24 protein-coding genes are annotated in these 26,495 nt (G+C 62.3%); 6 read left to right on the forward strand and 18 right to left on the reverse strand.

Going from position 1 to position 26,495, the window contains the following annotated elements:
- Positions 1 to 468: 468 nt before the first annotated feature.
- On the reverse strand, positions 469 to 1,653 hold the full coding sequence (locus tag Q7L05_RS11790; protein WP_303906637.1) for a trans-sulfuration enzyme family protein: 1,185 nt from the start codon (positions 1,651 to 1,653) through the stop codon (positions 469 to 471).
- A 469-nt stretch (positions 1,654 to 2,122) separates the two neighbouring features.
- Here Q7L05_RS11790 and Q7L05_RS11795 point away from each other — a divergent pair, with 469 nt between their 5' ends.
- The gene (locus Q7L05_RS11795; protein WP_303906640.1) at positions 2,123 to 2,473 is read left to right on the forward strand and encodes a DsrE/DsrF/TusD sulfur relay family protein; all 351 of its coding nucleotides are present in this window, start codon (positions 2,123 to 2,125) and stop codon (positions 2,471 to 2,473) included.
- A gap of 102 nt (positions 2,474 to 2,575) precedes the next feature.
- Here the strand turns inward: Q7L05_RS11795 and Q7L05_RS11800 are convergent, their stop codons facing one another.
- The 13 genes from Q7L05_RS11800 to Q7L05_RS11860 all read right to left on the reverse strand — a co-directional run bounded on the left by Q7L05_RS11800 (position 2,576) and on the right by Q7L05_RS11860 (position 14,734).
- The gene (locus Q7L05_RS11800; RefSeq protein ID WP_303906643.1) at positions 2,576 to 2,905 is read right to left on the reverse strand and encodes a hypothetical protein; all 330 of its coding nucleotides are present in this window, start codon (positions 2,903 to 2,905) and stop codon (positions 2,576 to 2,578) included.
- Positions 2,906 to 2,935: 30 nt separating this feature from the next.
- Complete coding sequence (locus Q7L05_RS11805; protein WP_303906646.1) at positions 2,936 to 3,991, reverse strand: ethylbenzene dehydrogenase-related protein; 1,056 nt, start codon at positions 3,989 to 3,991, stop codon at positions 2,936 to 2,938.
- Positions 3,988 to 4,980 (reverse strand): 4Fe-4S dicluster domain-containing protein, encoded by a 993-nt coding sequence (locus tag Q7L05_RS11810; RefSeq protein WP_303906649.1) that lies wholly within the window; start codon positions 4,978 to 4,980, stop codon positions 3,988 to 3,990. Before Q7L05_RS11810 ends, Q7L05_RS11805 begins: the two co-directional genes overlap by 4 nt.
- 257 nt (positions 4,981 to 5,237) lie before the next feature.
- A complete protein-coding gene (locus Q7L05_RS11815) occupies positions 5,238 to 7,982 on the reverse strand; it encodes a molybdopterin-dependent oxidoreductase (RefSeq protein ID WP_303906652.1) in 2,745 nt (914 codons plus the stop codon).
- A 169-nt stretch (positions 7,983 to 8,151) separates the two neighbouring features.
- Positions 8,152 to 9,006: a sulfurtransferase gene (locus Q7L05_RS11820; protein WP_303906655.1), complete on the reverse strand. Its 855-nt coding sequence runs from the start codon at positions 9,004 to 9,006 to the stop codon at positions 8,152 to 8,154.
- Positions 9,007 to 9,008: 2 nt separating this feature from the next.
- The gene (locus tag Q7L05_RS11825) at positions 9,009 to 9,569 is read right to left on the reverse strand and encodes a TlpA family protein disulfide reductase (RefSeq protein WP_303906658.1); all 561 of its coding nucleotides are present in this window, start codon (positions 9,567 to 9,569) and stop codon (positions 9,009 to 9,011) included.
- A complete protein-coding gene (locus Q7L05_RS11830) occupies positions 9,538 to 9,903 on the reverse strand; it encodes a hypothetical protein (protein WP_303906661.1) in 366 nt (121 codons plus the stop codon). The genes Q7L05_RS11825 and Q7L05_RS11830 overlap by 32 nt, the downstream gene beginning before the upstream one ends.
- A complete protein-coding gene (locus Q7L05_RS11835) occupies positions 9,900 to 10,262 on the reverse strand; it encodes a hypothetical protein (protein ID WP_303906664.1) in 363 nt (120 codons plus the stop codon). The genes Q7L05_RS11830 and Q7L05_RS11835 overlap by 4 nt, the downstream gene beginning before the upstream one ends.
- A 34-nt stretch (positions 10,263 to 10,296) precedes the next feature.
- The gene (locus Q7L05_RS11840) at positions 10,297 to 10,740 is read right to left on the reverse strand and encodes a hypothetical protein (RefSeq protein ID WP_303906667.1); all 444 of its coding nucleotides are present in this window, start codon (positions 10,738 to 10,740) and stop codon (positions 10,297 to 10,299) included.
- Positions 10,741 to 10,764: 24 nt separating this feature from the next.
- The gene (locus tag Q7L05_RS11845) at positions 10,765 to 11,538 is read right to left on the reverse strand and encodes a sulfite exporter TauE/SafE family protein (protein ID WP_303906669.1); all 774 of its coding nucleotides are present in this window, start codon (positions 11,536 to 11,538) and stop codon (positions 10,765 to 10,767) included.
- A 1,431-nt stretch (positions 11,539 to 12,969) separates the two neighbouring features.
- Complete coding sequence (locus tag Q7L05_RS11850) at positions 12,970 to 13,611, reverse strand: class I SAM-dependent methyltransferase (RefSeq protein ID WP_303906672.1); 642 nt, start codon at positions 13,609 to 13,611, stop codon at positions 12,970 to 12,972.
- Positions 13,612 to 13,635: 24 nt separating this feature from the next.
- Positions 13,636 to 14,151 carry a peroxiredoxin family protein gene (locus Q7L05_RS11855; RefSeq protein ID WP_303906675.1) on the reverse strand — a complete coding sequence of 172 codons (516 nt, stop codon included), beginning with the start codon at positions 14,149 to 14,151 and terminating at the stop codon, positions 13,636 to 13,638.
- A gap of 10 nt (positions 14,152 to 14,161) precedes the next feature.
- Entirely contained in the window at positions 14,162 to 14,734 is a 573-nt protein-coding gene (locus Q7L05_RS11860; protein ID WP_303906678.1) for a hypothetical protein, read from the reverse strand.
- Between the two features lie 67 nt (positions 14,735 to 14,801).
- Between Q7L05_RS11860 and Q7L05_RS11865 the strand changes: the two genes are divergently transcribed.
- Complete coding sequence (locus tag Q7L05_RS11865) at positions 14,802 to 15,485, forward strand: ArsR/SmtB family transcription factor (RefSeq protein WP_303906681.1); 684 nt, start codon at positions 14,802 to 14,804, stop codon at positions 15,483 to 15,485.
- Between the two features lie 66 nt (positions 15,486 to 15,551).
- Here Q7L05_RS11865 and Q7L05_RS11870 read toward each other — a convergent pair whose 3' ends face one another.
- From Q7L05_RS11870 to Q7L05_RS11885, 4 genes are all read right to left on the reverse strand, one after another.
- Complete coding sequence (locus tag Q7L05_RS11870; protein ID WP_303906684.1) at positions 15,552 to 18,686, reverse strand: efflux RND transporter permease subunit; 3,135 nt, start codon at positions 18,684 to 18,686, stop codon at positions 15,552 to 15,554.
- The gene (locus tag Q7L05_RS11875; RefSeq protein WP_303906687.1) at positions 18,683 to 20,050 is read right to left on the reverse strand and encodes an efflux RND transporter periplasmic adaptor subunit; all 1,368 of its coding nucleotides are present in this window, start codon (positions 20,048 to 20,050) and stop codon (positions 18,683 to 18,685) included. Before Q7L05_RS11875 ends, Q7L05_RS11870 begins: the two co-directional genes overlap by 4 nt.
- The gene (locus Q7L05_RS11880) at positions 20,047 to 20,664 is read right to left on the reverse strand and encodes a TetR/AcrR family transcriptional regulator (RefSeq protein WP_303906690.1); all 618 of its coding nucleotides are present in this window, start codon (positions 20,662 to 20,664) and stop codon (positions 20,047 to 20,049) included. The genes Q7L05_RS11875 and Q7L05_RS11880 overlap by 4 nt, the downstream gene beginning before the upstream one ends.
- Positions 20,665 to 20,928: 264 nt before the next feature.
- A complete protein-coding gene (locus tag Q7L05_RS11885; RefSeq protein WP_303906693.1) occupies positions 20,929 to 22,473 on the reverse strand; it encodes an ATPase domain-containing protein in 1,545 nt (514 codons plus the stop codon).
- 212 nt (positions 22,474 to 22,685) lie between these two features.
- Between Q7L05_RS11885 and pgl the strand changes: the two genes are divergently transcribed.
- The 4 genes from pgl (at position 22,686) to Q7L05_RS11905 (ending at position 26,169) form a co-directional block, all read left to right on the forward strand.
- The gene (gene pgl / locus Q7L05_RS11890; protein ID WP_303906696.1) at positions 22,686 to 23,426 is read left to right on the forward strand and encodes a 6-phosphogluconolactonase; all 741 of its coding nucleotides are present in this window, start codon (positions 22,686 to 22,688) and stop codon (positions 23,424 to 23,426) included.
- 15 nt (positions 23,427 to 23,441) lie between these two features.
- Positions 23,442 to 24,464: a glucokinase gene (locus tag Q7L05_RS11895; RefSeq protein ID WP_303906699.1), complete on the forward strand. Its 1,023-nt coding sequence runs from the start codon at positions 23,442 to 23,444 to the stop codon at positions 24,462 to 24,464.
- A 5-nt stretch (positions 24,465 to 24,469) separates the two neighbouring features.
- Positions 24,470 to 24,847: a Co2+/Mg2+ efflux protein ApaG gene (gene apaG / locus Q7L05_RS11900; RefSeq protein ID WP_303906701.1), complete on the forward strand. Its 378-nt coding sequence runs from the start codon at positions 24,470 to 24,472 to the stop codon at positions 24,845 to 24,847.
- 500 nt (positions 24,848 to 25,347) lie between these two features.
- Positions 25,348 to 26,169: a symmetrical bis(5'-nucleosyl)-tetraphosphatase gene (locus Q7L05_RS11905; RefSeq protein WP_303906704.1), complete on the forward strand. Its 822-nt coding sequence runs from the start codon at positions 25,348 to 25,350 to the stop codon at positions 26,167 to 26,169.
- The last annotated feature ends 326 nt before the right edge of the window (positions 26,170 to 26,495 follow it).

Here is a 26,495-nt window from a genome sequence, read left to right on the forward strand (position 1 = left end):
CTCCTGCTCCCAAACCCCAGATTGCCGCGTCGCTGTGGCTCCTCCTGAAGAACTTCCCCCTTTCCATGCAGCCAGGGGTACGGAACAGGGCCGATGATGCCATTCCCTCCCCCTGTGGGGGAGGGCCAGGGAGGGGGTGATCTAATAGGCCGTGACCGTTTTCTTTCCCCCTCATCCTGTCCTTCTCCCTGAGGGAGAAGGGACCCTCGTTCGGCGCTCCGCAATGACGGCTAAAGGTTCGTCACCGATTCGGGCCTGCGCAGCAGGGGGTACGGCTCGCAATGACGGCTAAATGTTCGTCATTGATTCGGCCCAGCGCAGCTGGGGGCACGGCTCGCAACGACAGTTGAACGTTCGTCCTGGTTCAGGGGGCCACGCAGGGCGGGTAGGACTCGCCCTTCGCCCTTCGCCCTTCGCCCTTCGCCCCTCGCCCCTCGCCCCTCGCCCCTCGCCCCTAGCCCCTAGCCACTAGCCACTAGCCACTGATAATGCCTGTTCCAGATCGGCAATCAGGTCTTCGGCGTCCTCCAGACCCACCGACAGGCGGACCATCGCGCCGCTGATTCCGCGGCGTTCGCGTTCGGTTTCACTCAGGCCGTGGTGGGTGGTCGTTACCGGCTGGGTGACCAGGCTTTCGGCGCCGCCGAGGCTCGGGGCGATGGCGAACAGCTTGAGCCGGTCCACTACGGCAGCGGTGCCTTCGGTATCGGCATCGACCTCGATAGTGAGCATGCCGCCGAAGTCGGACATCTGTTTCGCCGCCAGTTCATGGCCGGGAAAGTCGGGCAATCCGGGATAGAGGACGCGTTGAACGCGCGGATGGAGCGCCATCGCCTCGGCGACGGCCTGGGCAGAGGCGTTCTGCTGACGCACCCGAACCACCAGGGTACGGAGGCTGCGAGCGAGCAAATTGCAGGTCTCCGGCGCCGGCATGGAGCCGAGGTTCTTGCGCCAGCCGAAGATCGGGGCCAGCAGCTCCTGGCTGCCCATCAGTGCGCCGGCGGTCAGGTCGCTGTGACCGCCGAGGTACTTGGTCGCGCTGTGCACCGCAAAATCGGCACCGAGAGCGAGCGGCTGCTGATTGACCGGCGAGGCAAAGGTGTTGTCCACCGCCAGCAGCGCGCCGTGGGCGTGGGCCTTTTCGGCAATGGCGGCCAGGTCGAAGACCTCCAGCGCCGGGTTGGTCGGCGTCTCCAGAAAGACCAGGCGCGCGCCGCCGGCGAGCAGCTTGTCGAGACGGTCGAGTTCGCTGCCGAGGATCAGATGAGTGTCGATGCCGAGCAGGGGCAGCTGTTCGGCCAGCATTTCCAGCGTCCCTCCGTAGGCATCGCCGATGCAGACGACCCCTTCGCGCCCATGGGCCAGGAAGAGCGCCGTCTCCGCAGCCATCCCCGAGCAGAAGGCGAACGCCGCTTCGGCCCCTTCCAGACTGGCAAGTTTCGCCTCCAGCGACTGGATGGTCGGGTTCAGCCCGTAGCGGGTGTAGAGACTCCCGGCCGCACGCCCCTCCACCACATCGAGAATCGCCTCGGTGGAGGCAAACTTGAAGGTGGTTGTCGTGTAGAGCGGCGTATGCGGGCTCCCCTGGGCATCGTCCAATTCGCCAGCGTGGACACAGCGGGTTGCCAGGTGCATGGGTGTTTTGTTGTGCATCGGTTCCATTCCTCTATTGTTTTCCGTATGGAAAAGGTTGCAGTACCGTCTTCTCTGTCGACCAGGGCATCCGCATACTTTGAAGCGAGTGGTGCAAGTACTTGATATCAGGTCGTCGGCAGCACGACTGCATGGATGCAGCAGGTAGAATAACGCAGGGAGCAGTTATCGAGGGATGCTGCCGTCGAGCCTACAGGGATGTATTCACGGCGTACCTGATATCAAGCACTTGCAGCACTCGCTGGGCACCAAGCCTTTGAATGTGCGCTCGCCCTGCTCTATCGACCTTCTTGGCCTGACTTTTCATAAATTAACCACAGAGGGCACGGAGATCGCAGAGAAAATGCCGCCTGGAAAGGCATACAGCCCAGCTGTTCGCTCGTTACCGATGAAATTCACCCCTCTGTGTCCTCTGTCGTGAAAGATTCGGGTCTAATAAAGGGCACAGCTACAACGGGAGCGATTGCCAATGGCCACGCTGTTCATCCTCAACGACCCTCCTTACGGCACCGAACGCAGCTATAACGGCTTGCGGCTTGCCATGGCCCTGCTGCGGCGTGAACCACCGGCCGAGATCACCCTGTTCCTCTTGGGCGACGCAGTCGCCTGTGCCCACTCGGGGCAGAAGCCTCCAAAGGGATACTACAACCTGGAGAAGATGGTCGAGGCGGTGTCACGTAAGGGCCGGGTACTGCTGTGCGGCAGTTGCATGGATGCGCGCGGCCTGGAAGAAAAGCAGATAATAACGGGGTGCCGCCGCAGTTCGATGGATGAATTGGCGACCTGCACCGTCGATGCCGAGCGCGTGCTGGTGTTCTAATAGGGGCAAGCCTCATGTCCAAAAAGGCATCCAGCCAGGATGTAGGTCGGGCTTCAGCCCGAGCATCGCTTCGGCCTTGCCTTTCGGCCTGAAGGCCAACCATTAGTCACCCTCCCACTCCTCCATCATCCGTTCCTGTTCCGCTTCCAGTATCTCCAGCAGCGCCGCTGCGGCGCCGCTGTATCCGGCAGCGGAGATGGCCGCGCAGACCTCCTCCGGAGAGAGGATAACGCCATCGGCCGGCTCCACCAATTTCCGGTCCACCAGCAGGGCCGGCGGAGGCGGAAGCGGCTCCTCGGGGCGGGGAAAGCGCGGCACCGGATAGAGGAGTTCCGCCCGGCCGTCGATGGCAGCGGCGGCGGCATCCGCGAAGCGCATGTAGAGATTGCAACGGCCGCCGGGCGGCTGCTTGGAGACGACGGAGATTTTCATAGGCACCTTAAAAGCGAGAGTTCATGAACCTCACCGAAGCGAGGAGAGATAGGCGGTAATGTCTTCGACCTCGCTCTCGGGCAGATTGAGGGCGGGCATTAACGAGCCTGCCTCCGGTGTCCGGTAACGATCGTCGGGTACGATGAACGCGTTCGGCTCCGCAATGGAGCGGCGCAAATAGCCGGGCCAGTGCATTCCGCCCGCCAGGGTCAAGTCGGGCCCCTGGTCGCCGGATGGACTCCCGGGAAGCCGGTGACAAGCGGTACAACCGCGCTCCTGCACCAGGCGCCGTCCCCGTTCGATATCACCGTCACTGCCGGCCGCACCAGCCAGAGTCGCCAGACGAGCTTGGTCAACGGGCCGGGCCGGCAGGCGCAGCAGGTGCCAGGAGCTAAGCCGTTTGCGTCCATCGCGACCCGCCTCCGCCCCGTCCCCGACGGCGAGGGAGACGGCAAGCGGGTTGGCCTGAACCGGCAGCGGCCCGGAGAGGAGCAGCGACCAACCCTCAGCGGTACGCTGCACCACCGCTTCGGGAGCCGGATTCGCGATATCCGGCTCGAGGGTTCCGAAGCCGTGTGCAGTGAGCGCTTCCGTCTCCCGGCCGGCACGCCAGAACCAGAGGTGTACCGGCCGCTCGGGCTCGCCCATGCCGATGTAAGGCAACCGCTCGCCATCGTCCGCAACAAACTGCACTGCCAAAGCGTCGGCGAAGCGCTCCGTATGCGCCGTGCTGTAACGATCTTCGCTGGTATCCGGCCAGTCGATGCGCAGCAGCAGTTGCCCGCCATCCATCTGCGCCCACAGTCGAGCCTCAACGGGCGCCCCTTTATCCAGCCTTGGCAAGATCATGCGCTGCGGGTGGAGGATCAGCACCGTAGCCGCCATGCCCTCCCAACGGTCCAATCGCCACGGCCAGACGGACTGCTGCACCACATCACTCAGACGGTTGGTCTCACGAAGCATTTGTGCCCCGGCACCCTCTCTTGGCGATTCGGCGCAGCCATACAACAGGGCCGCACCCATGACTGCGGTAATGATTCCCGTGGAAACGCCTCTGCTTCTCTGCAGTGAAGAGTGCAGTCTCATACCACCTCCCTCGGCCGGTCGAGGCGGAACATGTCACCGTGACGGTAGGCAATGAGCAGGTCCATCAATTCCGATGCCTCGCCACGATTCTTCTTCGCCATCTCCTCGCGCAGCATCTCCAGGGCGGCACCGACGCCGGGGCCGAAGAGCTGAACAAGGTACTCATCGGGAACGCGCGGCTCATCCAGCGAGCGGCCATTGGAACCAATCTTCGGCGGGCTGAGCGGCGGCACGTAGTAGACGTTGGGCTGGGTGCCGTACTCGGCGTGCAGCGGCAGGGCCACCTTCCACTGGTTGACCAGCTGGTGGAGAGCTCCTTCCTGATCATCGAGAAACGCCACATGGCGGGCGCGCCCCACGCATTGGTAGGCGCACGCCTGCGGCAAGCCCTTCTCCAGCCGCGGGTAGCAGAAGATGCACTTCTCCGATTTCCCTGCCAGCGGGTTGAAGTAGATCTTCTTGTAAGGGCAGGCCGCTACACAATAGCGATAGCCGCGGCAGCGCTCCTGGTCGATGAGAACGATGCCGTCCTCCTCGCGCTTGTAGATGGCCTGGCGCGGACAGGCGACCTGGCAGGCTGGGTTGGAGCAGTGATTGCACAGGCGCGGCAGGTAGAAGAAGTAGCTGTTCGGATACTCCCCGGCGCCCTGATCCTCGTCCCAGTTCGGACCCCACGCCATCTCTTCCTTGGGACGTAATGGCTTCTCCCCCTCCTCGAACAGCACCTCGTAACCAAACTCGGCCGGGTAACCGTAATCCTCATGCAGGCGGGGCAGGCGGCCGGGGCGAAGCGTATCGCCATCCCAGCCGCCGCCGGCCTGCTCCCAATCCTTCGGGTAGCCCTTGCCGGGCCGCGTCTCCACGTGGTTCCAGTACATGAATTCGCGTCCATCGCGATCCGTCCACTGCGACTTGCAGGCGAGGGTGCAGGTCTGGCAGCCGATGCACTTGTTGAGGTCTATGACCATGCCGAGTTGCCGTGCCGTCATGCCCGACCCTTCTCGTCAGGACGGATTGTGTACTCTCGCCAAGCAGCAAAGATCGCCAAGAGAGAAAAAGTAACTTTTCTTGGCGTGCTTGGCGCCTTTGCGAGATTAATCAGATTTGGATTTCTCATGCCTTCTCCAACTCCACCGTGGATTCGTTTGTGTGCTCTCGCAAAGCCGCAAAGATCGCCAAGAGGGAAAAAGTAAATACTTTTCTTGGCGTGCTTGGCGCCTTTGCGAGATTAATCAGATTCGATTCCTCATGCCTTCTCTACCTCCACCGATGATTCGTGGGCGATCATGTTGCCGTCCCAGTTGGGGCTGAAGGTGAGGTGCCCCCAGCCGTCGGGCAGTTCCAGCAGCGAGATCATTCCCGCCACCGTGCTGTTGAGTCCGATGCGTTTTTCAAACTGGTGCGGCTCCCAGGCGTGGTCCATCACCACCGCCTCCGGCGGCACCGCGGGCATCAGCTTGACGCGGGCAATGAACTCGCCCACGTCGTTGAAGACCCGCACCCGATCATCCTCGCCCACGTCCCGGGCCGCGGCCGTTGCCGGGTTGAGCCATAGATAGGGTTCACCGCGCTGCAGGCGCAGAAGCTGCTCATTGGTTCGCCACTGGGAGTGGATGCCCCAGCGGGTGTGCGGGGTGTAGAAGGCCAGCGGAAAACTGGGCGGGCGCAGCGGTCCGATGGCGGTGGGCACCGTCCAGCCGTGCTCCTTGAAGACCGGGTGATCGACGAAGAACTGCTGCCGCCCCGAGTGGGTCTTGTAGGGCTCCCGGAGGTAGACGTTACGCTCGAAGGAGTGGTAGGGCCGATTGGCGTAGAGCGGAGAGGTGAAGCCCGCCTTCTCATTGAGGATGACGAAACCGTTCTTGCGCGCATCCTCGGGTGTCCAGGGGGCGATCTGCTCCACGTTTTCCATCAACCAGCGCACCACGTCCTCATCGTTTTTCAGGGTGCCCCCGTCGGTGAAGTCATCGGGCAGGGTCTGCAGGTCGCGCATCACCGGCGCGGCCATGTCGCCCTCCTGCACCAGGAAATCGGGGTCGGCAATGGGTTCGATACCGCGAGCCCTGGCCACCTTCGCCATCGCCTCCGACAGGCCCAGACAGATCGCCCACTCGGAGCGGGTCTCCCCCACCGGCTTGAGCCCTTCGGGAGGAATGGTGACGTTGCAAAAGCGGTGGTAGCCGAGTTCACCGCGGATGTCCCACGACTCATAGTGGCTCTTGGCCGGCAGCACGTAGTCGGCCCAGAGAGCGGTGGAGTCCATGCGGTGATTGATGTCGACGAAGATGTCGAGGTTCGAAAGCACCGCCTCCCGGTGGTGGGCCTCGGTCTTGTTGCGACGAAACATGTTGTCGGCAAACAGCAGAAGCGCCCTCGGCTTGCCGTAGTAAGCCTTGCCGGACTCCCGGTTCTCCGCCACCTGCCGCTCCACATCCTTCGAGTCGTAGCCGGCGGTCGCCTTCAGGTGTTCGTCGGAGTAGTGGGTGTCCATGCTCGCCTGCATGTCGCCGTTGAGCCACTCGCTGAAAAAACCGGAAGCGAAGCGGGCCGGCTTGGGGCTGGAGAGGGGACCGATACCGTTCAGGCTCCAGTTGTGCTCGGTGTCGATGCCGCCGCGTTCACCCGCATGGCCGGTAAGCGCGCAGGCCAGGGCCGCGGCCCAGCAGCTCATGGTGCCCGACACATACTTGTGCAGGGCGAAACCGATATTGATGATCGCCTTGTTCGAGCGGGCAAGGTCCCGCGCCATCCGCTCCACCAATTCGGGGTGTACGCCGGTGATCGCCTGCGTCTCATCGGGCGGATAGTTGGCCGCCTCGGCCCGGACCCGCTCGAAAACGGTGGTCACCGGGATGAGCTCGCCCTCCTTGCCCTTGATCTCATAGCGGCCGCCGAGGGCGGGACGCAGCTTGCCCAGGCGCAGTGTCTTCTTGAAGTGACCCGGCGTGCCGGGCATCGGCTGCTCCTTGCCGCTCGCCTCATCCCAGCAGTAGAAGACGTCCTCCTTGCCGCGGGCGCGCAGGTCGCGATGGCGCAGCAGTTCGCCGCTGTCTTCGCGCACCAGAAAGGGCAGATCGGTCTGCTCCCGGACAAAGGCGTCATTCACATGGCCGTCACGCAGCAGGACATGCAGCAGCGACATCGCCAGATAGGCGTCGGTACCGGGCTTGATCGGCACCCAGTGGGTGGCGAATTTGCAGCTCGGGTTGTAGTCGGGGCTGATCGTATAGATGGTGGCGCCGTTGTAGCGCGCCTCATTCAGGTAATGGGCATCGGGAATGCGGGTAACGATAGGGTTGATGGCCCAAAGAAAGATCGCATCGGCATCGAACCAGGCGTCGAGGGAGTGGCCGGTGTTGGCCAGCCCGTAGGCGAGGGAGGCGCCGGTGAACATGTCCCCGACCGCACTGGCCGGATAGAGCCGCTGTGCACCCAGCAGCGAGCCGAGACGCAGCGGACCGGCTCGCCGGCCCTGGGAGAGGATGCCGGTGCCGGCATAGACCATCAGCTCCCCGGGACCCTGCTCGGTGAGGGTATCCACTACCCGGGTGGCGATATCCTCCAGCGCCTCCTCCCAACTGACCCGCTCCCATTTGCCCTCACCGCGTTCGCCCGCCCTTTTCAGCGGATGCAGCAGGCGATCGCCCTGGTACATCTCCTTGGAGTGGACAATCCCCTTGTTGCAGCCCCGGGGGTTGGCGTCGGGAATACGCGGATGGATCTGGGGATAGGCCGCCGACTGCTCCTCACGGGTGACGCGGCCATCCTTGGCGAAGACCTTCCAGGCGCAGTTGCCCTGACAGTTCGAGCAGTGAAAGGCGAAGCCCTGGGCGTCGCCGCGGGTGTCGAGGAACTCGTCGCGATAGAGCTCCTCCCAGCGCTGATCACCAAGCGGTGTTGCGGCATGCGCCCGCAGGGCGGTCAACGGCCCGCCGAAGGCGAGGGCCAGGCCGCAATAGGTGCTGTTTCTCAGGAATTCACGGCGATCCATGGACGGCTCCTAAAGGCATTTGGCCACAGAGTTCACAGAGGGCACGGAGAAAACACGAGGATGTGAAACCGGATGGGATTGGCGCCTCGGGTTTTTCTCGGCAACTGCTCATGCGTTGCTCGACCTCCTGCATCCGTGCAGTCGCGTAAACTCTGTGGTTGATCATTTGTTATCGTTCGATGGGGCGCGCGGTATCGGCGGCCCACTCGTTCCAGGAACCGGGGTAGACCCGCACCTTGTCGTAGCCGAGGCGTTTGAGTGCCGCATAGAGGAAGGTCGAGCGACCGATTCCGGGATTGCAGTAAGTCACCACTTCCCGGTCGGGGGTGATGCCTGCCTCCTTCAAGACCTTTCGCATGACGGTCTCGTCGGCAAAGGTCTGCAACTCACCGGAGAGTCGATCCCAGGGCAAACTGACCGCACCCGGGATGTGGCCGCCGCGGCGTGCACCGCCATCTTCCTTGCCGCTGTATTCGGCAATGGAACGGGCGTCGACGATGAGGCGATCGCCCTGGTCGAGTTCCGAGATGAGCAGCGCCCACTCTTTTTTGGGCTGCGGTTTGTAGACCACCTTTTCCGGTGCCGGCACCGCTTGACTCAGCGCCCGCCCCTCCTTCAGCCATTTGCGGAAACCGCCGTCGAGCAGGCTCACCCTCTCATGGCCGATAAACCGCAGCATGTACCAAACCGCGGAGGCGGCGCGACCGTTGCCACTGTCGTAGACCACCACCTCGCTATCGTTTGCAATCCCCAGCGCGCCGAATTTGCTGGCGGCCAGTTGGGGAAAGATGGGCAACCCGGTCTTTGCGTTCTCGTCCGCATCCTCCAGCTCCAGGTAGTGAAGGTTGACCGCTCCGGGGATGTGGGCCCGGGCATACAGCTCCGCGCTTTCCGCATCGACCAGTATCGGCGCCTCGCCCTCTGCAATGCGTTCCGCCAGTTCCGTCATATCGGTAAATAGCTCGGCGCCGTATGCCGGTAGAATCGGCCCTATGGCGAACAGCAGAAACAGGACGTTTCTCATGCTCACTCCTCCATCTCCAACGTTGCCCGGATCAGACGCACCACCGCCGGGGCGTCCCATTCGTCGGGACCGCTTTTTCCCGCGAGCAACCGCCCTTCGCGGTCAAGTAGATAAGTAACCGGCACACCGGCAGCCCGATAAGCGTCGGCCGTCCGCTCGGTGGTATCGATCAAAATGTCAAACGCCACCTCGCGTCCGCCGAGGAACCGCTCCACCCCAGCGGCATCGTCTGCGACCGTAACCGCCAGCACAGTGAACTGCTCACTTTCGAACTGCTCCTGGAGCCGCTCCAGTGAGGGAAACTCCTCCCGGCAGGGCGGGCACCAGCTCGCCCAGAAGTTGAGCAGCACCACCTGGCCACGGTAATGGCCCTTGGTGCGGGAGGCATCGTCTCCCAACCGTGGCAGCCGAAAGGCCGGAGCCGTGAGCGGCACCGGATAGGGCTCCATACCGGCGGCACGGAACAGTGAGGTGTCGATGCCCGCGCCCGGCGCGGCCGTTCCCCAGAGCAGCAGCGCAGCAAAGACGGACCTACAAACAACCCTTGAAAAACTTGCGTTCACCGGTCTTCTCCAGTAGGTCGAAACGCACTGACTCGATGGTCCCCTCCGGGGCCTCACCGGTGAGCCGCACCTTCTTGCCATAGCCTTTATCGACATCCACCTGGCGGACACCGCTGCCGTCGCCGTATTGGAACGTGCGGACCTCGCCATTGGCCAGCAGCAATACCGGCTGGTCGATATGCCGTAACGGACAATCGGCGATGCGACGCTCCTCCGCACAGGGACCACCGACGATCCACCCCTCCCAGGTAGGCAGGGAGGTGGCTCCAGCTGACGCCGCAAGCGGCCACAGTGCTGCCGCCACGGCTACCTGCAAGAGCATTCGTGCGGTCATGACGGCACCTCCCCGATGCTCGTTCGAAAGGCTTCAAGGTCGGCGCCGATCTCTGCCAGCCGTCCCGGCCGCTCCTGCTTGGGAACGCCGGCTCGCTCCAGGGCCTTCGCCAACAGGGCACAGTCCGCCACCCCGTTATGGGCATCGCCATCCACCGTGACCAATTCACCGGCGAAATAGACCGCCGGTGCTGCGACCTCCGTTTCCAGCGCCGAACGCGGCACGGCACATACCGGCACGCGGTAGAGGTTGGCGATCTCGGCGGCTGCCTGGATGTTGCGGTTACAGCGCACACCCGGGGGGTCGTTATTGATGAGAAAGAGGCCGGACTGATCAATCGCAAAGACGAAGTCGGACATCTCCATTCTCCTCATTAGCAAATGGGTATGAAGGCTACTCCACCGTCTTGATGGCCCGCTTCAGCTCCTCGAACTGAGGTTTGATCTCGGTCAGTCGTCCCCCCTGGTCCTGCAAGGGAACTCCCTCCAGTTCGACGATGTCGGCGAGGGTGGTGAAATCGATCATGCCGTTGAGATTGCCGCCATCCGCCGCAATCAACTCGCCCCCGTAGTAGACCGCCGGAGCTTTGGCTCCGGGACCGGCAAAAGTGACGGGAATCAATTGCACCGGGATTTTGTAAACATTCGACAGCTCTGCGGCCACCTGCATGTTGTTGTTGCAGCGCAATCCGGGCGGGTCGCGGCCAACGAGGGTCAACACCTTCTGGCCATCGATTTCAGTCGCGCCCGGCGGTCCTGCATAGGCCCCGGTCGCGGGCAGCAGCAGCAACGACAGAAGCAGCAACAGCAATGCGAACGGGTTCAGTAATCGGGTCATGGTCATACTCCTTTGCTCAGGTGGTCAAAAGATCTGGTTGGCCAGGATGTAGGTGGCCACCAGCATCAGGAAAACCGCAAATCCGCGCTTCAGGGCGTCACCGGAGATGCGATGGGCGAAATGGGTGCCGACCACGCTGCCGGCAATGGCCACCGCGGTGAACACTGCCATCAGGCCATAGTCGATGGGGACATCGCCCATGTAACCGGCGAAGCCGGCGTAGGACTTGATCGAAACGATGGCCAGGGAGGTACCGATGGCCTGCTTCATCGGTAGACGCGATAGCAGCACCAGTGCGGGCACGATGAGAAAACCGCCTCCGACACCCACCAGGCCCGTCAGCGCACCGACCACAATGCCGTGAACGGCGACGTGGGCAAGACAGCGACCGCCGGAGCAGATCTCGGCGGCTTCTGTGGCGGCAGCGCTGACGGAGCGGTGCGGTTGCGCCGGCTTGAGCATTCTCCAGGCGGCGGCATACATCACCAGGGCGAAGATGGAGAGCTGAACCACGACCGGCGTGATCACCCCCAGTCGCGCGCCGGCATAGGTGCCGACGATACCGAACAGCCCGAATACCGCGGTAATCTTGAGATTCACGTTGCCCTTGAACCAATGCTGCAGGGCAGTAATGGTAGCGGTGAGCGCCACGATACCGAGGCTCATGGCGATGGCGGACTTGGGCTCGACATCCAACAGGTAGAGCAGCGCCGGGGTGGTGATAATGGATCCCCCGCTGCCGAAAATACCGAGGACGATGCCAGTAACAAGACCGGCGATAAGGGCGGATAGCGACATGGGCCTGACTCATTATCTAGTATTCAATAATTCTATTGAATATCTAAAGCTTGCGAAAGTCAAGGGACTGTCTCCTCTGAGGAACTTGCCTCCGCTATCATTACGAGCCGTACCCCTGCTGCGCAGATCCGAATCAATGAAAAAACTGGGGTACATGAATGGCCCTCGGTTCACGAGGAATCAAAGGCTTACGCTTAAGTTCTTCAGGAGGAGCCCAGGCGACGAAGTAATCTGGTGGCCTAACAGCGGGATTGCCGCGTCGCCTGGGGCTCCTCCTGAAGAACTTCCGTTTCTGTCACTGCGAGGAGCCCCAGCGACGAAGCAGTCTGGTACTCCGCAACGTCGAGATTGCCACGTCGCTGTGGCTCCTCGCAATGACAGCTAAACGTTCGTCATTGATTCGGGCCAGCGTAGCTGGGGGTACGGCTCGTAATGACGGCTAAGAGTTCGTCATCGATTCGGGGCTGCGGAGCGGCGGGTAGTGCTCGCAATGACGGCTAAAGGTTCGTCACTGATTCGGGTCTGCGCAGCACGGGGTACGGCTCGCAATGACAGCGAGAGCAAGTTCATCAGGAGTAAGACCCGCCGGTGCATAGCCCGGATCACAAAATGACTCGGGCCCAAGACGCCAAAATCGCCAAGAGGGCAAGACAACAACATTCGTTTCTTGGCGTCTTTGGCGTCTTGGCGAGAGAAAGTTCATCAAGAGCCGTACCCCTGCTGTGCTGGCCCGAAACGATGAAGAACGGTAACCACGGGGGACACCGGGGGATCACGGAGTAAAACAAGTTGCTCGATATTTTTCTCCCCGCTGTGGGTGCAGAGGAAATATAGGCTCTCGCCAAGACGCCAAGCACGCCAAGGAATCAATCAGCCTCTTCGCGGAGATGATTGACCAACGATTTGTGGGTGTCCTGTAGAAGTCTTGCGGTGAGTTACGGCGCGCGCTGCGGGCACGGGCTACTCGGACGGGCGGTGCATGGCGCGCCTGAAACCCACCACAGAGATCGGAGGCTCGGGCCGGTAGGAGGCGCACCTTCGCGGCAATTTCCATCACGGACAGCATCGCGCCGGGGGCGACCCTCCAACCCAAACGAAGGCAATAGTCCCCGGCAGGAGCCCACCCTTGGGCGAACAGCGCGGCAGCGCTCATGGATTGAAAACCTGACGGCTGACCCCATGTTCGCCCAAGGCTGAACTCCTACCAAAGAGCGGAGCCTCTACGCGCCGACACTTTCGATTCCGTTTTTTGTCCTTTTTGTTCCTTGGCGTTCTTGGCGTCTTGGCGAGCACAAATGGGCTCTGGAAGAATCTTCCTCACATCCCGCCATTCGCGGCCGCAGAGCAGGGAGTGGCCCCGCCATGACGGGGTCATCCACCTCGAAGCGCCGAACGGCGGTGAACGCAAGCCGGGAAAGGGAAGGAGTGACTTTATGCCACATTTTTTAACAAACAGACTCCGAGAAATCCGCCCCAGGGCAACCGTTGTGGGGCAATCCGTTCCACCGCCCGGGAGAGCGGCCCGCCGCCGGGAAGGAAGACGGCAGTGCCCATCCGGCAATCGCCCACGCCTCTCAGGGAATCCGACCAGCGGCGCACGGCATCGACCGTATCCCAGTGGGCACCCCGGTAGCCACCGCGCTCGGCCTTCTGCCAGTGCAGCAGGCTATGCCGGTTGAGCAATCCCAGGATCACCCCGCGACGGCTGATCCGCCACAGCTCCGACAGCGCCTGCTCCGGCTCGGGAACGAAGCAAAGACTGGTGACGGCGGAGGCATAGTCAAACGCTCTGTCGCGAAATGGTAGCGCCTGCGCCGTGCCCAGGACGTAAGCCCGGCCAGCGCCCCGCGTGCGGGCGTAATCCAGCATCGCAGGTGCAGGGTCGAGCGCCGTCACCGACAGGCCGGCAGTGGCAAACCTGCGCGAAAACTGCCCGGTACCCGCTCCGACGTCCACCAGTGTGGCGGGGATTTGCGGCTGCAGCAGCGCCATCATCAGCGCGAATTCGCGCTCGGCGATCCAGGCGCCCCGGGGTGTCCGGTACCAGGCTTCATAGTTGGCCGGATCAGACATCAGCAGCCACAAGCACTTTCCAGTTTATTCGCTTCTCAGATCAAGAACCGGCTGCAGCAACTCCGGATCGTCCCACTCCCGGCCGCCAATGGCCTGATAGACGATTCGACCTTCGGGATCGACAACGAAGGTGGAAGGCAGGCCACGCACCGGCCACTTCTCGGTTACCGCGCTGTCCAGGTCGAAAAGCAGGAGAAACTCGACCGGGTAGTTGGCCGTGAACTGGAAGACCGTATCGGGTGTCTCGCCGACGTTGATGGCGAGCATAGCAACGCCCTCCTCCCGCAGCCGTTCCCAGGCGCGCTGCATCGAAGGCATCTCCTCGCGACAGGGAGGGCACCAGGTGGCCCAGAAGTTGATGATTACCGGTTGGCCGCGAAATTCCGAAAGCTGGTGGAACTCACCCTCCATATCCTCCAGGTTGAAATCGGGGGCGGGCGGACGCTCCTCGACGGGAGTGAGGCCCTGAGATCGTGGAGCGGCCGATGCCAACATGGGAAGGGCCAGGATAAGAGCGGCGACAGCGAGTCGATGTAACATAGTCTCTCCTTCAGATTTCTCGATCAGGGGCGCAGCGCATCCCTTCAAAGCGCACGCGCCGCGGCTCCCTGCCCTGCCTCCAGACTGCCTCCAGATCGAAGGATTCGCCGGGGGGCAAGCCGATGGTAATCATCCCCATATTCCAGTCCCCCGGCTGAAGGGTCTGAACCGTCGGGAACAGCGACCAGCGAAAGGCGATGCGCGCACCCTGCGCGACACCCCGCTGTTCCCATTCGACTTGCCAGCCCGGCTCGAGGCGCAGCGGCCCGGGCTCACCGCCGGAGGGAACCACATGCCAGTCGGCGAGGTCCAGTTGCAGGGGCGCCGAAGCATCAGCGTGGTTTCGGAGGATGACCTGAAACACGCAACTTTGCGCGATTTGCTCGGCCTCCTCCGATCGAAAGCCGCGACCCTGAAAGTAGGCACGGGACTGGTCCGGCAATCGCTGGTTGAAGGTAATGGAGACGGCATCATCCTGCCACTCCCAGCCGGCGAGTCCGGTCTCCGGATTGACCCGCTGATCCGGCTCAGCGGCCACACCTGCCGTGACCAAGAGTGTAAAAGCGAGTACAAAGCGCACCACTGACCCTCGTGATATAATTCAAGCTATTGATTGAGCAGTTGAATCAGTTGAATCCAGAGAGAAGACGATGTCAAGGGACAGCCACTTCAAGCAGGACCTCTTTACTCAATTTGCCCGTGTCGGCAAGGCGCTCGGAAACGGTAACCGGCTTGAATTGCTGGAGTTTCTCGCCCAGGGGGAGCGGAGTGTGGAGTCCCTGGCGAAGGCCTCGGGACTGAACGTCGCCAACGCATCGCAGCACCTGCAGCACCTTCGCCAAGCGGGTCTGGTAGCTACGCGAAAGGAGGGGCAGCACGTCTTTTACCGCTTGTCCGGAGAAGACGTCATTCGGCTGCTGGAGTGCCTGCGGCGTGTCGCGGAGAGCCATGTCGCCGAGGTGGAGCGGCTGGTGAACACCTTTCTGACGGTCAAGGATAACCTGGAGCCGCTACCGGCGCCGGAACTCCTGAGCCGCGCGCGCGATGGCCTGGTGACGGTTATCGATGTCCGCCCGCCGGAGGAGTTCCAGGCGGGCCATGTGCCGGGAGCGGTCAACATCCCGCTCTCGCAACTGGAGCAGCACCTGGCCGACCTTCCCAAGAACACCGAGGTGGTTGCCTATTGCCGGGGACCCTACTGCATCCTTGCCTATGAGGCCGTTGCCCGCCTGCGGCGGGAAGGCTTCCAGGCCCGGCGCCTGCAGGACGGGTTTCCCGAATGGAAACAGGCGGGACTGCCGGTGGAGTCTGACACCACCGGCGAACAGGGGTAACCACCTCGTCTCGCTCTTCCACCCCGGTCTGCAAGACCACCTGCCGACACTCCGCCTCAGAGAGGTTCAGGCCCGCACGCCTGCCTGCTCTTCTGAGCCCTCCTCTTGCCGGGTCTCGACGCTACGCACCCACCCCCATTCGTCGAAAAGCACGTAAAGCGCCGGCATCACCAGCAACACGAGCACGGTGGCGGTCAGCAGACCGAACACCACCGAGATCACCATCGGCTTGATGGCATCGGCCTGGGTGCTGGTCTCGGCCAATAACGGCAGCAACCCGGCAATGGTGGTGCTGGAGGTGATAAAAATGGCGCGCAGACGATCACGACTGGCCTGGCCGGCGGCGGCTACTGCCGAGAGCCCCTGCTCGCGATGCTCTTTGATGAAAAGGATTAAAAGAATAGCGTTGTTGACTACGATGCCGGCCAGTGAGGCCGCGCCGATCAACGAGGGCATCGACAGGTAGAAGCCCATCAGCACATGTCCCCAGATGGCCCCGATGAAGGCCAGGGGAATCGACACCATTACGATCAACGGCTCGACGTAGCTTCTGAACTGGAAGGAGAGAATCACGAAGATACCGATCAGTCCGATCAGCAGGCCACGGCCGATGGAGCCACCCGTCTCGGCGGAGCGGGCCACCTGCCCCTCGAAGGTCACATCGACTGCCGGGTGGCGCGCCTGGAAGTCCTTCAGCCAGCCCCCCTTCAGGTCGCTTACAATGGCCTGACCACTGCTGAGGCGTGCATCCACGTTGGCCTCCACGGTGACCGTACGCCGGCCATCGATACGCGTGATCATCGCCCAGTCGCGGATCTCTTCCGAGTGCGCCACCACTTCCAGCGGCACCCGACGGCCGTCGGGAAGCTGAATGGTATGATCAGCAAGATCATCGAGACTCTCGCGATCCTCTGCGGCCTGGCGCACCAGGACCTCCACATCCTGATCGCCGATACGCTGGGTGTCGGCGATCTCGCCAAGCAGGGCTGCGCGCAGCTGCGCTGCCACTTCTTCGGCAGTCAGTCCCAGTCCATGGGCGCCTTCGGCCAGCGCAAAGGTCCGCTGCGGCTTGCCGGGGCGCAGGTCATCATGGACGTTGTAGACACTGCTATAACCCGTCAGGTGCTCTGCTACCTCCACTGCCCCGGCCTTGAGGGCATCCAGGTCCTCCCCCTGCAAGCGCACCTCGACCGGTATCCCCGCAGGGCCGAAACCCGGTTCCTGGATAATCAGGCTCTGCATCCCTGCAATTTCGCCGATCTCCTCGCGCCACGCGTTGGTCAGTTCGTCAATGCTGATGCTGCGCCGCTCGGCGGTAAGCAGGTCGACCATTACCGTCGCCACATGAGTGCCGGCCTCACCGGCGCTGGGGTTGTAATTGAAGCGCACCTGGGTGGCTACTACCAGCGGCGACTCATCCGGCTGCTGCGGGGTAAGGCGCGCATCGAGACGCTGCATAGCGTCCTCGACCTGCTTGGCCACCCTCTGGGTTCGCGAGAACGGCGTACCCTGGGGCATCAGAATATCCGCCTCGAGAACATCACCGTCGATGGCGGGCATCGCCTCGCTGCCGATGTGCCCGCCCGCCATGAACCCCGCCGACCCCAGTATCACGACCAGCACCGCGCCCAACACGCCATAGCGCCAGCGGATTGCCATGTCCGCCACCCGTCCCACCCGTTCCCGGAGGGCAGAAAAGCGCTGCTCGAAGTCCTTACGAAAACGGGAGTCATTCTGCTCACCAAGTCCCGACAGACTGCCCTTGAGGTGGTGGGGAAGGATCCAGAACGCCTCGATCAGGCTCGCTGCCAAAGCGGCGATCAGCACCACCGGCAGCACCTCGAGTACGGAGCCCAACTCACCCGCCAGAAACGACAATGGAGCAAATACCGACACCGTGGTAAGAAAAGAGGACAGCACCCCGGGGAGCACCTGACGGGTACCCGCCACTGCAGCCTCAAGCGCGGAACCATGCCTCAGCGCATGGGCGGCAATGTTATCGGTAATGACCACTGCATCATCCATGACGATGCCGATGGCCATCAGCAGCGCCACCAGGGTGATCATATTCAGCGACAGGCCGGTCAGGGTCATGACGGCAAACGCTCCCATGAAGGCCGCCGGCAGCCCCAGCACTGCCCATAGGGCCAGCCTGGGACGAAAGAACAGGCTCATCACTACGATCACCAGCAGCAGCCCCATGATGCCGTTGCTCACCAGCATCTGCAGCCGATCGCGGACAATGGTGGTCATGTCCTGGGTCAGGGAGAGCCGCACTCCCTCACCAAAACGTTGGCGCTCACTCTCCACCAGCGCCGCCAAATCGGCCATAACCTCCAGGGAGTCATCCCGCAGCGTCTTGCTGACCTCCAGCACCACGGCCCGCTCGCCATTGAAGCGGATCTGCTCCTCCTCCCGCTCGCCGACCTGCGTCAGGCTGGCAATATCGCCCAGGGTCAGCTCGCCGCCTTTCACATCCGATACGACCACGACACTCTTCAGTTGGTCGAGGGAACGACGCTGGTCGGTAAAGCGCAGCTGGATATCACGGTCGCGGGTCTCCAGAGTGCCCAGCGGCATGTCGATGCTCTGGCTCGCTACCCGCCGGGCCAGTTCGCGGGCCGACAAACCGTGCTGTGCCAGTACCTCACGGGGTACCTCCACCTGCCACTGGCGCTGGGAAAGCCCGTGGATAGCCACATCGGCGACACCGTGCAGAGCCATCAGCCGGTCTTCCAGCCTCAGGGCATAATCCTCCAGCTGGTCCAGAGGCATATCACCGCTGAACGCGACCGCCGCCACCAGATCGCTGCGGTTCAACTCGCGTACTACCGGGTCTTCGGCCCGCTCGGGCAGGTCGGTCAGTGCATTGACCTCGGTGTCGATGTCGTTGAGAAAACGAATGGCATCGCCACCCGCGAGCATCGAGACCGTGGCGCTGGCCAGGTTATCCTGGGCGACACACTCCACTTCATTGAGAAAATCGACCCCCTTGACGGCATCATACAACCGCCGGCAGACGGCATCCTCCACATCGGCGGCAGTGGCGCCGCGATACTCCACCTGGACGCTCACCTCTACCGGCCGGTAATCGGGAAAAGTCTCGCGCTTGAGTGACGGCGCTGCGAACAGTCCCACGGCCAGCAGCAGGACCAACAACAGATTGGCCGCAGTGGGGTGGCCGGTAAACCAGCGGATCATGGCACCTCTCCCCGCGCCAGCGCCTGCACCCGCTGCTCCAGCGCCTCATCCCGACGTGGTACCACGGCCATGCCGCTCAGTGCCGGCATCGGATCATCGACGATCACGCGGTCGCCCGGAGCCAGTCCCGCGCGGATCACCGCCAGGTCGTTCTGCTCATAGGCCACCTCCACCGGGCGGCGTTCCAGGCGGTCCTGCTCGTCCACCCGGTAGACCTCGCCCTGGTGTACGGCCGCGGCCGGTATCACCAGAACCGGCTCCGGATTTTGTATGGAGAGCCGCACGCCGACGTACGTATTCCGCTGCAACGGCGGACGATCCGGCGGCCTGGCATCGCGATAGGGTTGCTCGATCGTGACCACCACCCGGGCGGTCCGGGTGCCGGGGTCCAGACCACTGGCCACCCGCGTGACCCGGGCCGGCCAGCGAATGCCCTCGGCCCCGACCAGATCCACCTCGGCACGGATGGCCGACAAATCCAGCCGCGCACCGGGATCCAGCGAACCGTCGGCCGCCGTCGACCCTGGCACGCTGCCCATCAGACGGCGCAGCATCGCGAAAGGAATGTGGGTCTCGACCTCGGCAGACATCACGCTATCGGCTTCGAACAGCTGCTGACCGACCGCCACATGCTGGTGCATTTCCACATGAACCTCACCAAGACGCAGGTCATAGGGTGCTTCGAAGCGGGTATCCGCCAGGTCCTGTTTGGCCTGTTCCACCCGCGTGGCAGCCCTCTCCATCTCCGCCTGGAGCTGTTTCCGGCGAGAGGGGATAAGTGCCATTTGATTATCGAGAGAGGCCACAGCCTGCCGTTGCGACAGCGTGGCGCGTTGTTGCGCATCACGTTGCGAGCGAGATACTGAACCGCTCTCGGCCATGCGCTTGATGCGCGACAACTCCTGTTCGGAGAGAGCCAGGCGATCACGCTCAAGTTCCAGCAACCGGCGCGTATTGTCCTCCTCGGTCTTCAAGTGCGTCTCTTCAGCAGCCAGCTTGGCCAGTTCGGCTTCGGCCTCGGCAATGGCCAGCTCGTACCGACTGGGATCCAGAGCCAGCAGCAGAGTCCCTTCAGGCAATAGGGTGCCGCTCTCCAGGTCGGCACGACGCTCGACCACCCGGCCCGCCACATTGGCAGTGGCGTGCCAGGTTTCGGCGGCGCGGGCAGTACCGTAGCCGCGGGCCTCGACTCGAAACTGCAGCGGCCTCACCTCGATCACCGACAGTGCCGGCACCCGAGGTGGCATCTCGCCGTGAGTCGGCCCCCGGGATGTGGCCAAGAACACCACCACCAGCGCCACACCCGCCGCCAGCCCGGCCAGCACCAGGGCCGCCCGCCTCGTGCGAATCAAGGCCATCTTCATGAATCGCCCCCCCGTTCCGCCGCAATCCCCTGTCGATAGATACCAAAGGCACCAGGCGCCAAATCAAGTGTCTGCCGCACGTCGCCCGCTATCAGTGACTGCATCACCAGCCCCTGAATGGTGCCGATGAACTGTGTAGTTGCTGCCTCGATATCCAGATCGGCACGCAATTCGCCCTGCCTGCACCCATCCGCCAACAGTGCCTCGATTCGCTCCCGATAGCGCGACAAGAGGGAAAACACCAGGCGCCGAGCCGGAGTCGACCGGCCGTGCTGCAGTTGCCCCATCATCATGCGGGGGACACCGGGATGCTCTACAATGAAGCCGATATGCGCCATGAACATGGCCTCCAGAGCCTCGAGCGGGCTGTCACTCTTCCGTGCCGCCCCGTCGAGACGCTGCATAACCCGTTCGGCCACCCACTCCGCGACCGCCTTCCAAATGGCATCCTTGCTGGCAAAATGGCGGAACAATGCCCCCTGAGTCACCTTCATATGCCTGGCGATGGAGGCCGTTGTGATCCTGGCGGGATCGTCTTTGCCGCAGAGATCGACCACCGCGCGCACGGTCATCTCCTTGCGCTCATCCGCGGGCAAATGCCTGCTTTTGTTCATCCCGACACCTCAACGAAGATAGTAACCAATTACTATCTTATTGGATCTTGGCCGTGGTTGGCCACCGGAATGAGAAAAACACCATAGATCGGCAGCGACACTGCTTATGGGACGGTCGTGGCCGCGGAGTTCTCAGAAGGCAAACGGCTCATGACAACCGAGGGGATACGGGTCACACGAGGCAAAACCGGGAGGGAACAACGCCCGGCAGCTCTGTCGGGAGACAAGAACAAGGAGACAGGGATGCTCTATGGCTGCTCCAAATCAATCACTCCCATAGGGATTTCCCATCTCGACCCCATGATCGGTGATTGCATAGTGGTACTGTCGGCTGTCGAAGCCACTGCCACGCATTTTCACGATACTGACCATTCGCTCCAGATGGTAGTGTCGCTCCATGGAGCGCAGCAGGATGATGGCATCGACGACGGAGCTGAATCGCGCTTCGGTAATAACTGCCGGTGCCTCAGGTATCCCGAATGCCCCACCCACCGCGTAGAGCAGGACGACGGTGATCCCCTGCGATTTGCAAAAACTCACCAGCTGTTCCATGAACAACCGATGCTCCCGCGCACTCATGCCAATGGACAGCAGTGCCGATATGGAATCGACCACCAGACGCCTGGCGCCGAGCTCGTTGACGCCATTGACGATCTGATAGAGCACCTGGTCGGAACGGATATCGGAAAAGGGCACATCAATAAACCGCAGCCGCCCCTGCTGCTTGGCCGCTGCGAAGTCCCAGCCAAAGCTTCCTGCGGACACCTGTAGCTGGGCACCCGCCTCCTCTATGGAGACATAGACACTTGCCTCACCGGCCTGGAGACCGGCCTGGACGAAGTGGAGGCCGAACGTGCTTTTGCCTGCGCCGGTGTTGCCACTAAACAGTGCGACATGGCCTTCCGGAAGTCCGTGTCGCAGCATCGCATCAAACGGCGGAATCCCGAACGCCTTGCGCCTATCCAGGTGCACTCCCGCCACCCGCTCCCCGAGCGGAATAAGTGGAAACACCTCCAGCCCGTCCCCTGTAATTTCGAACTCGACCCTGCCGCTCAGATAACTGAGTCCCCGCAGCTTGTGAACGAGCAGCTGCCGCACCGTCCGCCGCTCCCCCGGTATCTTGCTCAGCTCAACCACGCCATCGGCAATGAACTCCTCCAGGCCCTGTTTTGAAACTACACTGCTGCCCTCGACCATCGGGCAGCTGAACAGGGTGGTGACGCCCAGATCGCCCAGGCGCTGCGTCAGCAACAGAAAGGCGTGGCGAACCGCCCTTTGCGAACCGAAGCGCTCGAACAGGCTCGCCATGCCGTCAACGGCCACTCGTTCAGCCTTCAGACGTTCCACCGTGCGGACAATGGTGTCCACAAGCGGCGTCAGGGAATAGTTCTCGTCCGCCTGGATGATCTCCAGTTCGCCGTGGAATGGCGCCGAATCGAGCAGCGCCAGCTGTTCGGTGCCACCGCTCTCCAGTGCCGCATAGTCCCACCCGAAACCGCCTACGTTGAGCCGAATCGCCTCTGGTGGCTCTTCGCAGGCGACAATGACACCGGACTGATTGAAGCGGGTAACCCCGCGGTAGATGAACTCGTTCAGCAGAACGCTTTTGCCCGTTCCGGTTTCACCTTGAATCAGTACGGACCGCCCCTTGGGCAGGCCGCCTCCAAGCACGCGGTCAAAGCCGGCGATACCGGTTTCCAGACGCTGGACCGCTGGGGGGGGAGATTGCCCTTCCATACTCGTCTCTCCACATCGACTCATGAAGGTCTCGTTGTCAAGTTTAGGAAACATCGGTTCGATTATTTTCACGGCTTCTCCCGCCACCGCTGCGGGACCAATTTTGATCGGGTAATCCCCGATACTGTCTGACATTCACGGTTCCAAGGCGGTATGCTGGTTTGAACCCGCCATTCGGCGCGGCTAAGCTGAATGGAGAGTCGTGTGAATCTCGAATCCATTCACCACTACCATGAAACCCTCACCAGCCGCGGACAGCAGGAGCAGGGAGACACTTCGTAGCCATGAAAGGCATGGATGGAGATATCCATATCCACCCGGAGCTCGAAGAGGTCTACCGGGACTCGGCGGAGCGGATCGCCCGGCTGGCCGCTCGCAGCATTGCCGAGCACGGGTCGTTTCATTTCGCACTGGCGGGCGGAGTCACGCCCGCCGGCACCTATAAGGTTCTCGGCAGTCCGCCGCTGCGTGACGAAGTCGACTGGTCCCGCGTCCACATCTACTTCGGAGACGAGCGCTGCGTGCCGCCCGATCACCGCGACAGCAACTTTCGGATGGCACAAGAGACCCTGTTGAGCCGGGTTCCCCTTCCTGAAGCGCAACAGCATCGCATCCATGGTGAATTGGAGCCGGAGGCGGCGGTACATCACTACACCGAAACGCTGCGCCGCGAGCTGCCCCTCGAAGGGACGATTCCGATATTCGACCTGGTGATGCTCGGGACCGGTCCCGACGGGCATATCGCCTCGCTCTTCCCCGGCACCGATATCCTCAAGCGGCGAAAACCGGTGGCGGCGGTCTACGTACCCAAGCTCGGAGCGTGGCGGGTCAGTCTGACCTTTCCGGTTCTCAATGCAGCCCGACATGTCATTTTGATGGTCACGGGCCCCAAGAAAGCCGACCTGATCCGGCACGTGGTCAAGCACCGCTACAGCAATCCCCTGCCCGTGGAGATGCTACGTCCGCGAGGGAAACTGGAGTGGTTCCTGGACCGGGCTGCGGCCCGCTACATTGTTCCTGATTGAGTAATGGATTCCACCATGGCCGGACAGAGGGTCATTAAAGTGATCGCGGGCGATATCGGGGGAACCAAAACCCTTATTCAATTATCGGCTTTTGACGTTCGCCAATCCTCGCTGCGCGGTGAAGTGCTGTACGAACACCGCTTTGAAAGCCGCGCCTATGCGGGGCTGGACGCCATTCTTCAGGAATTTCTCGACCTGACCGGTCCGGGCGAAGAGGTCTATTCCGCCTGTCTTGGGGTGGCCGGTCCCGTTCACGACGAAGATGGACACCAGCGGGCAAAGCTCACCAATCTCCCTTGGGAGTCCGATTCCCGGACAGTGACCGATGTGCTCGGCATCCCGCGTGTCCGGCTCATCAATGACTTTCAGGCCGTCGGGTACGGCATCGACGCCATGCGCGAAGAAGATCTGGTCTCACTCCAGGAGGCGAAACCCCGGGAGCAGGCTCCCCGCCTGGTAGTCGGTGCCGGTACCGGGTTGGGGGTGGGTCTGCTTGCCTGGAAAGGCGATTTCTACGAGAGCTATCCGACCGAAGGCGGACACGTCCATTTCGCGCCGGTGGATGACGAGCAGGATGCCCTGCTGCAATTCCTGCGCAACGAATATGGCCGCGTCTCCTGTGAACGACTGGTGTCCGGTCCGGGCCTGGAGAACATCTATCGCTTTCTGGTCGCCCGCGATAGGGGCCGGACTGCCGGTACGGATCCCTTGCTCAACGCGCCTGACCCGGCCGCCGCCATTTCAGCCTGCGCCATCAGTCACGAGGAGCCGCTGGCGGTGCGCGCGATGGACCTGTTTGTAACCATTTATGGACAAGTGACCGGTGACTTGGCACTGACCACTCTGGCTCAAGGTGGCATCTTTATCGCCGGGGGAATTGCCCCCAAAATCCTGTCACAATTGCAAAACGGCCGATTCATAAACGCCTTTCGTGAGAAAGGCCGTATGCGTTCTCTTGTTGCAGATATTCCCGTAAGGGTCATCGTTAACCCCGGAGTGGGGCTGCTCGGCTGCGCTCTGGCCGCAAGCCGTATGTGAGGATTATGGAACCGAATCAAAAGATTGATGTAAACGTCGAATCCCGATACGTGGAAGACCAGTCATTTCCCGAACAGAACCGTTATGCCTTCGCCTACACCATTACCATCCGCAACAGCGGTGAGCGAGCGGCGCGGCTGGTTCGCCGTCACTGGGAGATCACCGACGGACAGGGCCGAATGCAGGAAGTCGATGGCGAAGGGGTGGTTGGCGAGCAGCCCTATCTCCGCCCGGGCGAGGCCTTTCGTTACACCAGCGGCGTAATCCTGGAGACTCCGGTCGGTTCCATGGAGGGCAGTTACCGCATGGTCGACGACGACCAGGAGGAGTTCGACGCCGACGTGCCGCCGTTTACCCTGGCTCTGCCGCACACCCTGCATTGAGAATGGGCGGCCCGCACGGCCGCCTGTTCAATGCATCGCTCGGCTCGGCAGGTTAACGTTTCACCTGATACAGAGCTATCGAAACGTGCCTCCCATTCAGGCAGTAATACACCGATGCTCTCCGGCCGGTTGTCACCGGGGGGATTGAAGGCGGCCACCGGGCCGGCCTCCGTAAGGCCATAAGCCTGGCAGAGATCGAGCCCATTTCGCTGTGCGATGGCGACCCGTTCCCCGGGGATGAGGCCCTCTGCCGCCAGCGAACCACTTCCTCGCCCGCTTCGCCCCCGGGTGATCTCCTGCCGCTCTGCCCTTGCGCGGTCCTACCAGCGGTAGGCGGGTCGCTCCGGGCTACGCTCCACCCGAGCGCGAAAGAGGCCGTCCAGGGTCGGCGCCGAGGAGGATTCAAGCAGCTTGTCGGTAGCCTTTGCTGTCGTGAAGAGCGATTGTACATGCAGGTGGTTGTAACGGGACTGGTACAATCGGCCCCGGAGGATTTACCTATGGCCACCTACGCGATCGGCGACATTCAGGGCTGTTTCGACGAGCTACAAAAGCTTCTGGAGCGACTCGCCTTCGACCCGGGGAGCGATCAACTATGGTTTGCCGGTGATTTGGTCAATCGCGGGCCCCGCTCCCTGGAGGTACTGCGTTTCGTGCGCGACCTGGGAGACCGGGCTGTCACGGTCCTCGGCAACCATGATCTCCACCTGCTGGCGATCTGGCAGCACCGGGACCGCCTGAAACGCAGCGACACCCTGGAACCAGTGCTGGAGGCCCCCGACTGCGACGAGCTGCTCCACTGGCTGCGCCATCGGCCATTGATGCACTACCAGGATCCCGGCTATGCCCTGGTCCATGCCGGACTATCTCCCGACTGGGACCTTGAGACCGCCCTCGCCTGCGCCCGGGAGCTGGAGACGGTGCTGCAGGGTGAACAGTTTGCAGAGTTCCTCACCCACATGTACGGCAATCAGCCGGATCGCTGGTCGAACGATCTGACCGGCTGGGGTCGCCTGCGATACGCCGTGAACTGCTTTACCCGCCTGCGCTATTGCGCTACCGACGGGCGACTGGAATTTCGCAAGAAGGACGCTCCCGGCAGCAGCCCTAAACCGGGGTTTCTGCCCTGGTTCGAAATGCCCGGCCGCCGCAACGCCGACATCGAGGTAATCTTCGGCCACTGGTCGACCCTCGGACTCTACCGCGACCACGGCGTACGTTGCCTGGATACCGGGTGCCTCTGGGGTGGCGAGCTTACCGCCCTCCGCCTGGAGGACGACAGCATCACCCAACTGCCCTGCCCACGGATTTGTCACCCGTAGGGCGCATTCTTGCACGCCATTCCGACGCATTCGAAAAATGGCACCCCCACAAAGGGTCGGCACCCAAAGATAGAGATGCCCCCAAATGCGCCGCTCCCCTGTAGGCACCTTTCATGGCGGCGTCCCGGTGCACGTAGGGCGCATTCTTGCACGCCATTCCGACGCATTCGAAAAATGGCACCCCACAAAAGGCAGCCACCCAAAGATGGAGAAGCCCCCCAAATGCGCCGCTCACCCAAAAGGCACATTTTTCGGTGGCTGCGTTTCGGTCCACGTAGGGCGCATTCTTGCACGCCATCCGACGCATTCGAAAAATGGCACCCCCA

This window comes from Thiohalomonas denitrificans (genome assembly GCF_016841685.1).
Taxonomy (GTDB): Bacteria; Pseudomonadota; Gammaproteobacteria; order Thiohalomonadales; family Thiohalomonadaceae; genus Thiohalomonas; species Thiohalomonas denitrificans_A.

Excerpts from the sequence above, each read along its gene's own strand:
- Q7L05_RS11790 (WP_303906637.1), bottom strand. The coding sequence starts at position 1,653 with ATGCACAACAAAACACCCATGCACCTGGCAACCCGCTGTGTCCACGCT.
- Q7L05_RS11795 (WP_303906640.1), top strand. The coding sequence starts at position 2,123 with ATGGCCACGCTGTTCATCCTCAACGACCCTCCTTACGGCACCGAACGC.
- Q7L05_RS11800 (WP_303906643.1), bottom strand. The coding sequence starts at position 2,905 with ATGAAAATCTCCGTCGTCTCCAAGCAGCCGCCCGGCGGCCGTTGCAAT.
- Q7L05_RS11805 (WP_303906646.1), bottom strand. The coding sequence starts at position 3,991 with ATGAGACTGCACTCTTCACTGCAGAGAAGCAGAGGCGTTTCCACGGGA.
- Q7L05_RS11810 (WP_303906649.1), bottom strand. The coding sequence starts at position 4,980 with ATGACGGCACGGCAACTCGGCATGGTCATAGACCTCAACAAGTGCATC.
- Q7L05_RS11815 (WP_303906652.1), bottom strand. The coding sequence starts at position 7,982 with ATGGATCGCCGTGAATTCCTGAGAAACAGCACCTATTGCGGCCTGGCC.
- Q7L05_RS11820 (WP_303906655.1), bottom strand. The coding sequence starts at position 9,006 with ATGAGAAACGTCCTGTTTCTGCTGTTCGCCATAGGGCCGATTCTACCG.
- Q7L05_RS11830 (WP_303906661.1), bottom strand. The coding sequence starts at position 9,903 with ATGACCGCACGAATGCTCTTGCAGGTAGCCGTGGCGGCAGCACTGTGG.
- Q7L05_RS11835 (WP_303906664.1), bottom strand. The coding sequence starts at position 10,262 with ATGTCCGACTTCGTCTTTGCGATTGATCAGTCCGGCCTCTTTCTCATC.
- Q7L05_RS11840 (WP_303906667.1), bottom strand. The coding sequence starts at position 10,740 with ATGACCCGATTACTGAACCCGTTCGCATTGCTGTTGCTGCTTCTGTCG.
- Q7L05_RS11845 (WP_303906669.1), bottom strand. The coding sequence starts at position 11,538 with ATGTCGCTATCCGCCCTTATCGCCGGTCTTGTTACTGGCATCGTCCTC.
- Q7L05_RS11850 (WP_303906672.1), bottom strand. The coding sequence starts at position 13,611 with ATGTCTGATCCGGCCAACTATGAAGCCTGGTACCGGACACCCCGGGGC.
- Q7L05_RS11855 (WP_303906675.1), bottom strand. The coding sequence starts at position 14,151 with ATGTTACATCGACTCGCTGTCGCCGCTCTTATCCTGGCCCTTCCCATG.
- Q7L05_RS11865 (WP_303906681.1), top strand. The coding sequence starts at position 14,802 with ATGTCAAGGGACAGCCACTTCAAGCAGGACCTCTTTACTCAATTTGCC.
- Q7L05_RS11870 (WP_303906684.1), bottom strand. The coding sequence starts at position 18,686 with ATGATCCGCTGGTTTACCGGCCACCCCACTGCGGCCAATCTGTTGTTG.
- Q7L05_RS11875 (WP_303906687.1), bottom strand. The coding sequence starts at position 20,050 with ATGAAGATGGCCTTGATTCGCACGAGGCGGGCGGCCCTGGTGCTGGCC.
- Q7L05_RS11880 (WP_303906690.1), bottom strand. The coding sequence starts at position 20,664 with ATGAACAAAAGCAGGCATTTGCCCGCGGATGAGCGCAAGGAGATGACC.
- pgl (WP_303906696.1), top strand. The coding sequence starts at position 22,686 with ATGAAAGGCATGGATGGAGATATCCATATCCACCCGGAGCTCGAAGAG.
- Q7L05_RS11895 (WP_303906699.1), top strand. The coding sequence starts at position 23,442 with ATGGCCGGACAGAGGGTCATTAAAGTGATCGCGGGCGATATCGGGGGA.
- apaG (WP_303906701.1), top strand. The coding sequence starts at position 24,470 with ATGGAACCGAATCAAAAGATTGATGTAAACGTCGAATCCCGATACGTG.
- Q7L05_RS11905 (WP_303906704.1), top strand. The coding sequence starts at position 25,348 with ATGGCCACCTACGCGATCGGCGACATTCAGGGCTGTTTCGACGAGCTA.